The organism is Flavobacterium undicola (genome assembly GCF_009909155.2).
Classification (GTDB): domain Bacteria; phylum Bacteroidota; class Bacteroidia; order Flavobacteriales; family Flavobacteriaceae; genus Flavobacterium; species Flavobacterium undicola.
In genome coordinates, this window is sequence record NZ_JAAAPM020000039.1 from 13,616 (window position 1) to 27,172 (window position 13,557).

Consider the following 13,557-nt stretch of genomic DNA (forward strand, 5'->3'; position numbering starts at 1 on the left):
AAAAGTAGTAAAACAAATTTGGATGAAATAAATAAACGGGATTAGTTATTTTTAAAATTGTGTTTGGCTATTCTATTCCACATTTTTCTCGCAACCATTTCACCGATTTAGCATCTGTTTCATTAAATCGCCAATGTGCCGAAATAGGCGTAATAACAATTTCTTTAGGCGCTTTTACCGAGTTAAATGCCGAAAGGGTAGAAGTAGGCGAACAGGTATTGTCGTTATATCCAGTAGAGTAAAAACCTGGAACGCTAGTTTTTCGGGCAAAATTCACCACATCGTAATACTTCATTGTATTGATTTTTTCAGAACTATTATTTTGATATTTATCGCTAAACATAAAAGGCCATCCGGCAGAACGATTGTTCAAATAACCTGTATTATCGCTAAGTGCAGGATAAAATGAAGCGATATAATTGATTCTTTTGTCGATACCGGCAGTTACAATGGTCAATGCACCTCCTTGACTACCACCAGTCACAACTACATTCTTCTTGTCAAACTCAGGAAGACTGGTCAGGAAATCAATGGCGCGAACACAACCTAAATACACACTTTTGTAATAATAATTGTCTTTGTTGTCCAGGTTTATAGCCCAATAATCTTTTAGTTTTTCTCTTACTGCTCCAAAATCAGAATCGTTAATTTCAGGAGAAACACCATGAATTTCGGTTGTCAAACTGATAAATCCCTGCTCGGCATAAGAAGTTATAGGAGTTATTTTTTTAACTCCTGCTCCCGGAGGATTCAATAATACAGGATGTGGTTTATTGTCTTTTGGTTTACTCAAATAACCATAGAGATATTGACCCAATTTATAATTTTGCAAACGCACCAAATAAACATCCACTGTAGCGGTTGACAATTCAGGTTTAGGAGTGATTACAGCATCCATTGGGATTTTATTGTTTTCGGCAATTGCTTTTTTCCAAAAGCTATCAAAATCTTTTGGCATGCTTACAGTTGGTTGGATTTCAAAAGGAGCAAAGCCTACATTGATTTCGTCTTTATACACATAACCATCAATTTTAGCCTGCACTTTTAGTTGACGAAAACCAGGCGTATTTTTTGTTCCAATGTTGATTTCGCCAACACCATTTTGTAATTTAAGCAGTCCTTTTTTCTCTGGAGCTAATTGTTCCAGACCGTATTGGTATTCTATTTCGACATTTTCAACTGGCGAACCATATCGAAGTACAGCAATTTTTATAGTAGCCTCTTCATTGAGTTTGTAGTTCCAATCCGGATGATTAGCAGTTAGAACAATATGAATTAATTTAATGGGTGCAGGGGTATTTTGAGCTTTTATACTTATTGTTAGCAGTCCAAGGAATAATGAAAAATAGGAGAGTAGTTTCATAAAAAAGGTTTTAAAAAAGTCAAAGGGCATAATGATTTAAATTATACCCTTTGGTGATTAGAATAGTTATGTTGCAGTAATTATTTAATTACTTTATTATTAACAACTACGTTTTTAAGTTTTAAGCCTTTGATAATACTCTTATCCATAGCATCATTTTTAGCTTCAATTTTTAAGTTTTCAAAAGTGAAGTTGGTTAATTTATCACGATCTGTAACAGCCATATCGTAGAAAACATCACATTTAATGTCTATATTTCTCATGGTAATATTATCGCAATAGGATACTGGAGCATCTTTTCTTCCTTTTAAATCAAAAAACTGAGTCCAAGGTTTTACATAAATCATGCTTTTAGCATAACCTGTAATGTTTTCAACAGTGATGTACTCGTATTTTTGAGGGGTATCTGGACGCATTTTCAACCATAAAAGACGTACCGCATTATTAACAGTACAGTTACGCACCAAGATGTTTTTGTTGTGAATGGCTTCGCTACCGCTTGTTAATGCTCCATGACAGAATCCAAAATCACAGTTTTCGATAATAATGTTTTCGTTTCCACCATTGCTGGCATCTTTATCAGCCCAAGGGCCTTTTCCACCTTTTAATGCAATAGCATCATCATTTACAGCCATGTAGCAACCTTTAATTAACATATTAGTACATACGTCAATGTCAATGGCATCCGTACTTGGTGCTTTAACAGGTGCATGTGGAGAGAAAATGTGTAGGTCAAGTAATTTCACATTGTTACATTGGTAATAATGACTGGTCCAGAAACCTGAATTATGTAGTTTTACGTCTTGCACCTGAACGTTATCACATTTCCAAATGAATACTAAACGTGGTCTTGAAACTTCTAGATTAGTGCATTTTGGGTTTTCTTTTCTTCTTTGCCAAAAAGCTTCCCAGTATTTCAATCCGTTTCCATCGATAGTTCCTTTTCCTGTAATAGTAAAGCCGTTTATACCATAAGCATTAACTAAAGCCGTAAAATATTCGATACTTTGTCCTTCAATTCTGGATGGCATTTTTGGATAATCATTGATATTGTCAGAACCTTTTAAAATAGCACCTTCCGTTACATGCAAATGCGTATTAGGTCTGAAAAATAAAGCACCACTCATGAAAGTCCCTTTTGGAATCACAATAACTCCACCGCCGTTACGGTAGGCTTCGTCAATTGTTTTTTGGATTGCTGCTGTTTGTACGATGCTACTGTCTTTTAGCGCACCATAATCGGTAACAGAATAAAATTTGCCTAAATCGCTTGGGTTTATCTTTGTTGCATCTAAAAACCAGTTTGGTATTTTAGTTCCATCAGGAAAAAAATCTTTATTGTTTTTTTGCGAAAATGTTTTTGGAGTAATTGCTAATAAAGCAAGAATGAATAAACAGATTTTTTTCATTTTTTTGAATAAAGGTTAATAAAGTTGGTGTCCACAAAAAGAATGCCTTTTTTAACTTTTAGCTTATTAAAGCAATCAAATTTTGGAAGAAACGAAGATATGAAAATTAAAAGCAAATGTACATCCTGCATTTCAGGCAGGATAGTTTAGTAGTAGAAACAACAAAGCAGGTTTAGAAATGCTAAACCTGCTTTGATATATTAAAAAAGTGAGTGATTTATTTTTGTTCTTCAACAAGAGACCAGGTAAAACAAGTTCCTCCTTTGCGGTCAGGTCTTGCTCCTTTGGCATCAGCTGAACATAAACTATTGGCATTAGGATCAACATTTAGATAACAGTGATTGGCTAAAGACATTAACATAATATCGCCTCTAAGCATATCTTCCCATTGGAAAGTAGAAGCATCACCAAGGTCTTTGGCTTCAATTCTAACTTCACCCATACCTGCGGCTCCTTTGATGCTAACAAAACCTCCTGTAGTTACTGATTGTAGTGCAATTCGACCATTGCCACGATCTAAAACTCTAAATTGATTGGCTTTATTAGCTGTAAAAGCACTTTTAGCATCTACGGGGCGAACAAAATTTCTCCAATTAACAAGTACACTGGCATCGGCGATACTGCTAAGAGTGATGATTTGGTTGTACGGAATAGGTTTTGTAAGTCCTTTTGCTCGAGGTTCTAAGACTTCAAAAGAATTAAAATCGGCATAACCGCCTTCTTTTCCTTCGGTATTGAAGTTAAACAAAGTATATCGAACACCCTGAAAAGTTCTTAATTGATAAGGCATGGTGATGGTGCCTCCAATTTCTTCGAAATTTTTACCATCAAAACTATAGCTTAAATAACCTTTATCAGTATCGAAATTGCAATAAGCTCTCAGCCAGATTGTTTTTTTATTGGTTGCTACATCAATGCGTTTGTTTTCTTGTTGGTTGTAGAATTGTAGAATTTGTTCTTTTTTGTTTTTGACAACTCCTAGCCACGCATAAGGTAAATTCAAAAGTGCCAGTCCGGCAATATCTCCGTCCTGAAGTTGCGAAATATCGATTTCAGTTGTAGCATAGGATTCAGGCCCCATGGCTCTTTGTGTTAGAGAGTTTCTGGCATCCCAAAAACTTTTTGCCGGAAGCGAATGCAAACGCAGGTATCCTTTTCTTTCTTTTAATGACCATTTGTTTTCTACCGGCATGTGATTCCATTGCCAGGCATTTTTTAGAGTTGGCCCATTAAAATTGTCATCGTGATCAAAAGTAGCGGTTGGTGTACCGCTAAATCCTGTGTTTGGTTTGATCCAAGTTCGAGGTGAACGTGTTAAATTGCCTTCTAATCCAAAGTAAGGCCAACCTTCTTTCCAGGTTACAGGTGAAAGATTAGTCACTCTCCCAATAGAATTATAGTCCATCATGGACCATCCCCACCATTCTCCAGTTTGAGTTTGTACAATTCCACCTTGGTGCAAAGGAATAGAACCTACATAGTTTTCAGGGTAGGTCGTTATATTGTATGGAGGGCCTTTTCTAGTGTCCCAAATTCGGGGTCCTTGGCCTACGCCAAAATTCTCCTCAGCACTCATGTTGTTTACTTCATAAGGACCATACGGATTGTCGGCACGTAAGCAAACCTGGTAACAAATAGGATCATAATTGGTATTGGTAATATAATATTTCCCATTGATTTTGTAAATATGACTCCCTTCACCAGCGCCACTTCCTGCCGGAATAATTACTTTTTCAGTTCCAGGAACTACATCCATTAAATCAGGAGTTAGTTGCACCATCTTAACTTCATTATAACCCGAAACAGCATAAATTTTTCCGTCATCGTCAAAAAGCACGGTTAAATCATGCAAATTGGCTCTCATCGTTTGGCGTTTCCATGGTCCTGCAGGATTAGTTGCTGAATACAGCTGTGTTCCGTGACCGTTTACATTAGAGAAAATATAAAAAGTGCCGTTGTGAAATCGTATGCAAGGAGCCCAAATTCCCTGACCATAAAAATCGCGACCGTTTTCAAGCCTTGCCTCCGGGCCTACATCCAGACGTTCGGCGGCATAGCTGATTAATTTCCAGTTTACGAGGTCTTTAGAATGTAATATAGGTAATCCAGGCATGGTGTGCATGGTGGTTCCCGTTAAATAGTAATCGTCACCAACGCGAATCAAATCCGGATCAGAGAATTCTTCGTAGAATAGGGGATTAGTAAAAGTTCCGTTTCCGTTATCGGATATCCAAGTGTTTTTATAAGATTCCGGAACAGGATTACTAAGCTGTTGTGCAAAAGAAAATGATGAAAATAAAGCTAATATAAAACAGCTGGTTTTTTTAATAGTATTGCTATACAAGCAAGGTTTGGTTAAGGGATTTGTTTTTTGGTTGTCCTCCATTGTATTTTTCTGGTTTTGTTAGAACAACAAATCTCGGTCTTAATTTTTTTAAAACAAAAAGAAAAGTGTAAAAAATACACGAAAAAATAAAATAGAAGAATTTCGGCTAATTTCATTTAGATTTATAAATTAATCTGATGTCAGTTCAAGGTTTAATTTTTTATAAAAAAGGAATATAAAATTACGTTTATGTTTGTATTCAACTATAAATCAAAATACTGTTGTTTCCAAGATCCAACTGTCCTTAGCTTCCGCAGTCGAGCGTCAAATGTTTGAAGAATACGTAAAAAGAAAATCTGTTTGATCCGCCGCGGCGGAGAGTTATTTTCTTTTAGACTCGAGCCAAAGGCGAACAGAGCGAAGCTAATTCGAAAACTAATTTGACCGACGAGGAAGTGTAAGACTTGATTTTTTTGTTTCTTTTTTGATCAAGCAAAAAAGAAAATTATAAAACCTAATTTTTTACTTTCAATAAAACGTTAATGCTAGCAAAGTCAAAGAAACATTACTAAATGCATCTTGACTTCGTTTGATGTGAAAAAAATAGTAGAGAAGATATATTTAAAAGGTGTGTTTTTAGCTTATTTTTTTCTTCGAAAAACTTATTAAACCATAAATAGCAGATAAAACACCAATGGCAATCAACGTTCCAATGATTTCATTTTGAGTCAAATTCGATAAAAAATAAAGAATAATAGTTATGGAAAGAATAGGGATGATTAATCCACCAGGGATAGTAAATTCGTCTGGTTTTGATTTTTGAGTATATCGCAATTTGATTACAGCAAATACCACTCCCAAATAAACAATTAAAATAGAACTGCTTGCAATAACTACCAAACTTTCAAAACTTCCTGTAGCCGCAATGATAAATCCCAATAAGGCATAAATGATAATAGCGATGTAAGGAGTAGCAAAAGAAGGATGAATTTTAGCTAAAGCTTGTATGGGTACGACTCTGTCACGGGCCAGTGCATAAAGTGTTCTCGGATTATTTAAAATATCGCCACTCAAAAAACCAAACATTGATATGGCAGCACCCACAGTTAGAATGATAAAACCAATTGGTCCAAAAACAACATTCGCTGTAGCGGCAAGTGGAGTAGCGGTAAACTGCGGTAATTGACTCCCTAAAACTCCTTGAGCTACGGTTTGAATCAGCATATAAAGCACTACAACGGCCGAGATACTAATGAAAATCGCTTTTGGAATCGTGCGTTTGGGATTTATCACTTCTCCAGAAACCACAATACCCGATTCGCAACCCTGGAACGCAAAAAATAAGACCAGAGAAGTCTTGCCCAGTTGTTGGATGTCGGGAAAACTTTCTATGGTTAGGTTGCTTGCTGAAACCGCTTCCCAGCCAAAAATAACCAGTAATAATAGAGGAATCAGTTTAGCGATGGTGTTGATTTTTACCAAACCAATACCTTGTTTTACACCAATTACATTAATAAAAGCCAGGCCAAAAAAAACGGTAGTTAAAAATAATAAACGCATCCATGCTTCTTGAAAAATAGGATGAGCCGAACCTAAAACATTAATCAGGGCATTAGAAACTGCAGCATCAGCAAGAAGAGTTCCACCTACAGTAAAGATACCTGCTATGAAACCAGCGTAAGGGCCAAAAGCAGTTTCGATATAAGAATAAACACCTCCCGTTTGGGTTACTTTGCTGGCAGCTTCGGCAAAACAAAGCATGATAAGTGCCATTAATATTCCGCAAAACACATAAGCGATAATACTGGAAGAGCCCATTGATGCGGCAACAATGGCGGGAAGAGCAAAAATTCCGGCACCAATTATAACATTCATTATATTGGCTGATAAGCCTAATACGCCAATGGTTCTTTTAAAATCCTCTTCTTGTTTTATCATCTTTTGTTGGTTTACTAATAACTTGGTTTTATTTAGCTTTTAGAAAACGAAGTTATGCAAAAAAAGATTTTGCTTGACTAAAGAAAAGCAGCTGGAACAAAAATTAAACATTTTTGTAAAAACTTTGAAAAAAATGTTGGGTTTTTGCTCATTTAAATTGTGAAAAATACAATTGGAGGTTTTGTATTAGTTGTTTAAATACTTATTTTTTTAAGATGAATAAATTTAGATAATTCTTCGGTACTGGTGTTTAACGAATGAGCAGAATATATAATTATATCCAACATTTCATTCAGCTCTTCCACAGAAAGGCTTTTATCTGTTCTCAATAAAATTGAAATTCCTAAAATATTTGCCACCGATTTTCGGACTTTATGGGAAACAGTAAACATCATCTCCTCCAAATCATTATTTACTTCATTGGTGCGGTTTACTTTTTCTATTTCTCCCTTATCTAAATTATGATTAGCAATTTTCAAGTCTTGAGTGCATTTTTCTAATTCTTTATGATGGAGAAGGAGTTCTTGCTGAGCAATTTTCAATTCATTTAACGTATAGCTTTGATCCATGATTTTGACTTTGAAATTTAAAGGTAGTCCTTTTAAATTTGCTGTAAATAAAATGTATAATTTAATTCGTTATTGTTGAGTTAAACTTTATGATAAGGTTTTTCGGCTTGGAGTTAGCTGGCGTTTTTTTGTCTGCACGTTATAAGTTTATAAAAAATCTTCGTTTGTCTTTTGCTGTCGCACCAATTTTGGTGTAAAATTTTATAGCTCTTTCGTTAAAAACAGGTGTCTGCCATTGAATATTTACGCAATTATTTTCCTCTCCTATATGTTTTAATTTTTCAAAAACTTGTTCGCCAATTTTTAATCCACGAAAATTGGGTTCTAAATAAAGGCAGTCTAAATATAAAAAGGTTTGTGCGTCCCAAGTTGAAAAGTCTAAAGTGTACGAAAAATAGCCTGCCAATTCTGTTCCGCTGTCAATTACATAGCAAAACAACTTGGGGTTTTGAGTAAAAATTGCATTTTTGAGTAATTGTACTTTGTCGACGACATTGTAAGTTGCTTGTTCATATTCAGCGTGATTTTTGCATAACTCTACCAAAGTTGCTAAATCTTTCTCTTCTAATTTTCTGATTATACAGTCCATTGCTGGTTTATTTCGGTCTTTAAAAATTCAATAAAATGTTTGAAATAGTCTGGATAGCTTTTGTTGTTCATATATGCAATGTAATGTTTCCTTTTCAATCCATTTTTGCCGATTTTTAGTGCTTTTATCGAATTGTTTTTTAAATAAGGTTGTAACGCCCATTTTGCCATCGCCATAATTCCCATATCGGCTTTTACCATTTCTATTGATGCTTCAGTAAGTGGTAATGCTGTTATTTTTTTAGGTGTTACTTTTGCTGGGGCTAATAAAAATTGGTGGATAGTAACGGTTTCCATTGGTAAAGAATGTATGAATAAGTGTTCGTTTATAAAGTCTTCGGCAACCACATATTTTTTGTTTACCCAAGAATGATTTTCTGATACTACCATCATCATTTCATCTTGAAAAAGTTCGACATATTTGATGTTCTCGTCTTTTATAGGGTCGCTGATAATGGCAATATCTAAAATATTTTCTTGTAGCTTTTGCAAAGGATAATGTGTGGCTTCCATCACAATTTTCAACTCAATATTAGGATATAAGAGATGAAATTGCTTTAAAACAGAAGGCAACCAATGATAGCTTGAATAGCATTCTGTGCTAATTCTGATTTCTCCAACTTCTCCAAAAATGAGTTGTTTTATTTCTTTTTCAGTATCAGAAAGTTTGTCTAAAATTTCGTTTGCGGTTGCATATAATTTTTCTCCTGCCTTGGTTAAAATTAATTTTTTATTGATGCGAAGAAATATTTTTGTTCCCAATTGATATTCGGCCTCTTTCAATTGATGACTTAAAGCGGATTGTGTCAAATGCAATTTGTCGATAGCCTTTGTAATGCTGCCTTCCTCTACAATTGCTTTGATTAGGCGTAAATGTCGGATTTCCATTTTTATGTACTTTAAATTCCCTACAAAATAACGAAATTAAATAGTTCGATGTTTATGAAAATAATTGTTACAAATGATGAATTTTTTTCGTTTTTATTGCATTTAATGTTGTCTTAGTTTTACATTATTATTAATCTTAAAATTTAGAAAAATGGATTTACAAATTAAATATTACGAAAACAAATTAGCCTTTGAAATGGATCCATCGGATTTATTTGATGCTTTAAATAATAATCAAAAAGTTGTCCCAGTTGATGCAAGAAAGCAATTTGGATTTGAAGCCGAGCACATTCCAATGGCTATAAATATTCCACATCGAGAAATGAATGAGGAAAGTACAAAGCATTTAGATAAAGACGTTTTGTATGTAACTTATTGCGACGGAATTGGCTGTAATGCTTCTACAAAAGGGGCATTGAATATGGCAAAACTTGGTTTTAAAGTTAAAGAATTAATAGGAGGGATTGAATGGTGGAAGTTTGATGGTTATGCTACCGAAGGAACAAAGTCAAAACAAAGTGGCGAAAAAATTCAATGTGCCTGTTAATTCAGTTCCCATTATAATGGCCTGACAAATATAGAGTTTTGGTGCTTGGCGATGTGGCGGGTTTTAAGTACAAAAGTTCAATAGCAGTACTTCACCCGCCATTATACCTAATTCTGTTAGCCGTTCGTTGTTTTTATTCGTTTTTCGGTTCATAATAAAGGATTACTGCGCCACCACTAAAGGTTTTAGTCTTTATGAGTTTAAGAATAATGCTGTTGTTTATATTTTCAAATAATGGCAAGCCGCCTCCTGCAACGACAGGGTGAACACAAAGTTGGTATTCATCAATCAAATTAAGTTTCATTAGCTGTATAATTAAACTTCTGCAGCCAACGAAAATGTCTTTGCCAGATTGTTTTTTTAGTTCTAAAACTTCTTTTTCAAGGTCTCGATTTGCCAACTTTGCGCTTTCCCATTCTGTGTTTTTCAGTGTGTGCGAAAAGACAATTTTTGGAACTTTATCTATAGCTATTGCAAAGTCGTCCATGGATTTTTCACCTGAAGGGTTTTTTATCAGAGTTTGCCAAAACTGCATCAGTTGATAAGTTATCCTTCCATATAGAATCACGCCTGCGTCATTTAACAGCTCAGCATAATGTTGATGAATTTCTTCATCAGGTATCATTGCTGTATGATCGCAAAATCCGTCGACTGTCATATTGATTACTGCAATTATCTTTCTCATATTTTGGTGATTCGGTGCTGTTACTGCGTAGGTTGTTCTGTTGGGAATTTAGAAATATCCATATAGAAAATCTCCCAGGTGTGTCCGTCAAAATCTTCTATTGTTCGTTGTTGCATAAAACCATAATCTTTCATTTCGCTTGGTTCTATTCCACCAGCTTTAAGTCCATTAGTCATCATACTGTTTACTTCGTCTATACTTTCTAGCGATAATGAAAAAAGTCCTGCTAAAGTATTTTTAGTATCTGCAATAGGTTTGGTTGCAAAGTTTGCAAACTTTTCGTGTGTCAGAAGCATTACAAAAATGTTTTCACTCCAAACCATACATTTTCCTGTATCGTCTGAAAATTGAGGATTGTTTGTAAAGCCTAATGCAGTATAAAAGTCCATAGATTTTTGGAGGTCTTTTACCGCTAAATTGATAAAAATTTGTTTTGCCATTTTTTAAAATTTTTAGTAGTTAAAGTTAATATGAAATTTTGTTTTTTTGTAGTTAAGTGTCACTGTATAATGACCGTGAACTCTGTTATTGAGATAATTCAGCTTCGGTATGAAGTGTACAAACCCAATTATTGTTTTCTTTAGTCCAGGTAGAAGTGCAAGCACATTTCATAGGGGGTTTTTGTTTATCGCCTTCCATTCCTAATTCTATTAAGTATGCTATTATCGCAGTATTTTCAGCAACTAACTGTGCTACTACATTAGAAAAATTCAATACTTTTATTTTATTGCCCTCACCTGACTCAAACATCTTTTTAAAACTGGCCTCATCTACACTTTGTACACCATTTTTGCCAGCAATTATACAAGGAAAACGAGTAAGTTTGTTTACTGTTTCATAATCGTGATTTTCCATTCCCTGCCAATATTTTTTTTCCAGTTCAATAATTTGCGTTTCCATAATCATCTTTTTATTAGTTTAACAGTTATACAAAGTTCAACCTAAAATCAAAATGTAAATACTCTTTTAACATAGATTTACAGCGGGTTTGGAATTAAATTAAGTCCTGTTTTCGGATTTGCAAAATCTCCAAAACACAAAACAAACTTTCATTAACCCTCTCAAAAGTTGTGAATAACTTTATGATGCTTTACATAGGAGTAGCTGTTGTAAAACGTTTATTTCGTACTCAAAACAGTTGTATTCGTAATGTTTTTTACAAAGATTAATCCATCATACATTTCTGAAAACTTTTTTTGCCGCAAATTATTCACATTTGGATTGAAACCTCCAGCACCGTATGTTAATTGTTTAGTTTCCTTTTTGAAGAAATTAGAGGAATTACCATTTAAAGCTTTGGCCATATCAATAAAGTAAATTTCTTCCCGTGCCTCAAAAAGTGTTTTGGCATAAGTTTTGGCAAATGGTTCTTTTAATTCGTAGGCTTTCCAACTAGGTTTTTCATCCTTGTTGGAATAATAACCCCATAATTTGCCTGTGCCAAAATCAAACCCCACACTATAATAATCATTTTTATAATATTCCTTCAAATGCCTTCCTAAATTATAAATGTTTCGTGTGCTATAATTTCCAGCATTCCAATTATTAATATGTTCGTTATGAGCCCAAATAAAAGCTTTTCCATTTTTTGATTTATTTTCTATTATCCATTTAGCATTTTCAAACATTTTCAAATCTCTATCTTGAGTATAATGATTTTGTACAAAGTATGTGTATTTTGATAAATAATTCAAGGCTCTTATTGCAGAATTGAACTCATCACTATTCTCGTCTTTAAGACCTTTTTTAAAATCTAATAAAATACTCTCAACTTTATTTAGCTTAGGAATTTGAATGTCTGCCCAATCAGTTTTTCCAGAGTATATTACTTCTTTTTCTACACAATTATCAACTACTAAAAGAAGCTCTTCATTAATAGGAATATTATATTTTTTACTAAATTTCGTATTTCCTGATTGATTTTTTTTACGTTTTGAATGTCCATACCATAAAAGCGAATTTGCTCGTCCTTGGTTTTACCTAGGTTATAATTTCTCATCCACTCCAAAAGATTGACCACTTCTTTGCGATACCAAAATCCGATGCTAAAATTTTTGGCAATAGTTTCTGCGTTTCCTTTTCCACCACTAATCCATTCGTTTATTCCAGCTTCTGAAGTGTATGAATCCTCAATAATAAACACTTTGACACCTTGGTTTTCAACCAAGTATTTGAAGAATTTAGCCTTTATATCGAAAAATTCTTTTCCTTGATGAGTAGCTTCTCCAAATCCGAATATTTTTGCATCAGCAAACTTCTGCGGGATATTATTATTGAATATGGAAAGGTTCGTATCTGGATTTGCGTCTTCAATTTTAATTGCATTTTCATTAATCCAAATTACAGCTTTATCATCTTGGGCATATGTTTGAAATAATATAAAATATGTAACGGCTGAAATAAATGGTTTTATGTGCACAATGTTTGTTTTAAATGTTTTACAACGTTCCCTTGCTACAATTGGTTTGGTACTAAATTAAGATTTATTTTTCAGTTGAGCATTAATTTCACAAATACAAGACCAACTTTAAATTAAAATCAAAACCCAAATCTTGCCAAACCGCTGTTATGCCTTCGTTGCTTTAGTTACATATTTCAGTTCCCCAATCTGTATGACCTCTTCCATCGTAACATTTCCAATTCCGCCGTATTTTTTTAACACTCCAAATTCCGCCAATCTTTTCAGCTATCATAATAATTTTTTCGGCTTTTTGGGAATCATCTTGTTGATTATCGTGAATCAAAGTTATTTCGAAAACATTTTTTTCAATTTCTTTCTTCTCAATTTTCAAATTTGGTTTGCCTTCTGAACTTGGATAATTATAATAAATAGTAATTAATTCTTCTGGCGATTTAATATTGGTATTTTTAGCAATATCTTTATTAATCATTTCCGTGTCCATATTATCGAACGATTCGCCACAAGAAATTAGAAGAAAAGTGAATAACAATATACACAAGTATTTCATAGGATTTGTCTTTTTAACGGTCCGTTTGGCAATGCGGCATAACGGTTCTCTTGCGAACTTCGGAACCGTTTATTTTCCACTTAAGATAATATTTCTTGCGAAAGATAAATGTGAATTATGCACATTTTTCGCAATAGCGTAAAACCGATGTTGAACTAAACCTTCGGTAGCACTTACCGTAGTTTTAGTACCTTACGAATATAATTAAATTTCGTAAGTTATGGCTACAAAAAAAAGCATCCAGAAGATTTAAGAGAAAATAAAATTCTCAATCA

At 34.0% G+C, this 13,557-nt stretch carries 14 protein-coding genes; 1 reads left to right on the forward strand and 13 read right to left on the reverse strand.

All coding sequences use genetic code 11. The features are described 5' to 3' along the window. Nucleotides 1–67 precede the first annotated feature (67 nt). The 7 genes from GTZ96_RS16370 to GTZ96_RS16400 form a co-directional block, all read right to left on the reverse strand. Nucleotides 68–1,363, reverse strand: coding sequence for an acetylxylan esterase (locus GTZ96_RS16370; protein WP_161644988.1), 1,296 nt, complete (start codon nt 1,361–1,363; stop codon nt 68–70). A gap of 80 nt (nt 1,364–1,443) precedes the next feature. Continuing rightward, nucleotides 1,444–2,772: a rhamnogalacturonidase gene (locus tag GTZ96_RS16375; RefSeq protein WP_161644989.1), complete on the reverse strand. Its 1,329-nt coding sequence runs from the start codon at nt 2,770–2,772 to the stop codon at nt 1,444–1,446. A gap of 217 nt (nt 2,773–2,989) precedes the next feature. Continuing rightward, a complete protein-coding gene (locus tag GTZ96_RS16380; protein ID WP_161644990.1) occupies nt 2,990–5,158 on the reverse strand; it encodes a glycoside hydrolase family 43 protein in 2,169 nt (722 codons plus the stop codon). 576 nt (nt 5,159–5,734) lie between these two features. After that, nucleotides 5,735–7,036 (reverse strand): APC family permease, encoded by a 1,302-nt coding sequence (locus GTZ96_RS16385; protein WP_161644991.1) that lies wholly within the window; start codon nt 7,034–7,036, stop codon nt 5,735–5,737. 194 nt (nt 7,037–7,230) lie between these two features. Then, nucleotides 7,231–7,605: a histidine kinase gene (locus GTZ96_RS16390; protein WP_161644992.1), complete on the reverse strand. Its 375-nt coding sequence runs from the start codon at nt 7,603–7,605 to the stop codon at nt 7,231–7,233. A 139-nt stretch (nt 7,606–7,744) separates the two neighbouring features. Continuing rightward, nucleotides 7,745–8,194, reverse strand: a complete 450-nt coding sequence (locus GTZ96_RS16395; protein WP_161644993.1) for a GNAT family N-acetyltransferase — start codon at nt 8,192–8,194, stop codon at nt 7,745–7,747. After that, entirely contained in the window at nt 8,182–9,081 is a 900-nt protein-coding gene (locus GTZ96_RS16400; RefSeq protein WP_161644994.1) for a LysR family transcriptional regulator, read from the reverse strand. Before GTZ96_RS16400 ends, GTZ96_RS16395 begins: the two co-directional genes overlap by 13 nt. A 151-nt stretch (nt 9,082–9,232) precedes the next feature. On the opposite strand from GTZ96_RS16400, the gene GTZ96_RS16405 reads away from it, so the two are divergent. Further along, a complete protein-coding gene (locus tag GTZ96_RS16405; RefSeq protein WP_161644995.1) occupies nt 9,233–9,628 on the forward strand; it encodes a rhodanese-like domain-containing protein in 396 nt (131 codons plus the stop codon). Between the two features lie 133 nt (nt 9,629–9,761). Here the strand turns inward: GTZ96_RS16405 and GTZ96_RS16410 are convergent, their stop codons facing one another. From GTZ96_RS16410 to GTZ96_RS16430, 6 genes are all read right to left on the reverse strand, one after another. Further along, nucleotides 9,762–10,313, reverse strand: coding sequence for a dihydrofolate reductase family protein (locus GTZ96_RS16410; RefSeq protein ID WP_161644996.1), 552 nt, complete (start codon nt 10,311–10,313; stop codon nt 9,762–9,764). Between the two features lie 20 nt (nt 10,314–10,333). Then, nucleotides 10,334–10,753, reverse strand: coding sequence for a VOC family protein (locus GTZ96_RS16415; RefSeq protein ID WP_161644997.1), 420 nt, complete (start codon nt 10,751–10,753; stop codon nt 10,334–10,336). An 85-nt stretch (nt 10,754–10,838) separates the two neighbouring features. Further along, nucleotides 10,839–11,213: a nuclear transport factor 2 family protein gene (locus GTZ96_RS16420; protein WP_161644998.1), complete on the reverse strand. Its 375-nt coding sequence runs from the start codon at nt 11,211–11,213 to the stop codon at nt 10,839–10,841. Between the two features lie 218 nt (nt 11,214–11,431). Then, nucleotides 11,432–12,007 carry an erythromycin esterase family protein gene (locus GTZ96_RS18355; protein WP_235973024.1) on the reverse strand — a complete coding sequence of 192 codons (576 nt, stop codon included), beginning with the start codon at nt 12,005–12,007 and terminating at the stop codon, nt 11,432–11,434. A gap of 161 nt (nt 12,008–12,168) precedes the next feature. Further along, a complete protein-coding gene (locus tag GTZ96_RS18450) occupies nt 12,169–12,732 on the reverse strand; it encodes an erythromycin esterase family protein (protein WP_317168918.1) in 564 nt (187 codons plus the stop codon). A gap of 163 nt (nt 12,733–12,895) precedes the next feature. Further along, a complete protein-coding gene (locus tag GTZ96_RS16430; protein ID WP_161644999.1) occupies nt 12,896–13,204 on the reverse strand; it encodes a hypothetical protein in 309 nt (102 codons plus the stop codon). Between the last annotated feature and the right edge of the window lie 353 nt (nt 13,205–13,557).

Bases quoted from the DNA above. Each gene is read 5' to 3' on its own strand.
- GTZ96_RS16370 (WP_161644988.1), bottom strand. From the start codon at position 1,363: ATGAAACTACTCTCCTATTTTTCATTATTCCTTGGACTGCTAACAATA.
- GTZ96_RS16375 (WP_161644989.1), bottom strand. From the start codon at position 2,772: ATGAAAAAAATCTGTTTATTCATTCTTGCTTTATTAGCAATTACTCCA.
- GTZ96_RS16380 (WP_161644990.1), bottom strand. From the start codon at position 5,158: ATGGAGGACAACCAAAAAACAAATCCCTTAACCAAACCTTGCTTGTAT.
- GTZ96_RS16385 (WP_161644991.1), bottom strand. From the start codon at position 7,036: ATGATAAAACAAGAAGAGGATTTTAAAAGAACCATTGGCGTATTAGGC.
- GTZ96_RS16390 (WP_161644992.1), bottom strand. From the start codon at position 7,605: ATGGATCAAAGCTATACGTTAAATGAATTGAAAATTGCTCAGCAAGAA.
- GTZ96_RS16395 (WP_161644993.1), bottom strand. From the start codon at position 8,194: ATGGACTGTATAATCAGAAAATTAGAAGAGAAAGATTTAGCAACTTTG.
- GTZ96_RS16400 (WP_161644994.1), bottom strand. From the start codon at position 9,081: ATGGAAATCCGACATTTACGCCTAATCAAAGCAATTGTAGAGGAAGGC.
- GTZ96_RS16405 (WP_161644995.1), top strand. From the start codon at position 9,233: ATGGATTTACAAATTAAATATTACGAAAACAAATTAGCCTTTGAAATG.
- GTZ96_RS16410 (WP_161644996.1), bottom strand. From the start codon at position 10,313: ATGAGAAAGATAATTGCAGTAATCAATATGACAGTCGACGGATTTTGC.
- GTZ96_RS16415 (WP_161644997.1), bottom strand. From the start codon at position 10,753: ATGGCAAAACAAATTTTTATCAATTTAGCGGTAAAAGACCTCCAAAAA.
- GTZ96_RS16420 (WP_161644998.1), bottom strand. From the start codon at position 11,213: ATGGAAACGCAAATTATTGAACTGGAAAAAAAATATTGGCAGGGAATG.
- GTZ96_RS16430 (WP_161644999.1), bottom strand. From the start codon at position 13,204: ATGATTAATAAAGATATTGCTAAAAATACCAATATTAAATCGCCAGAA.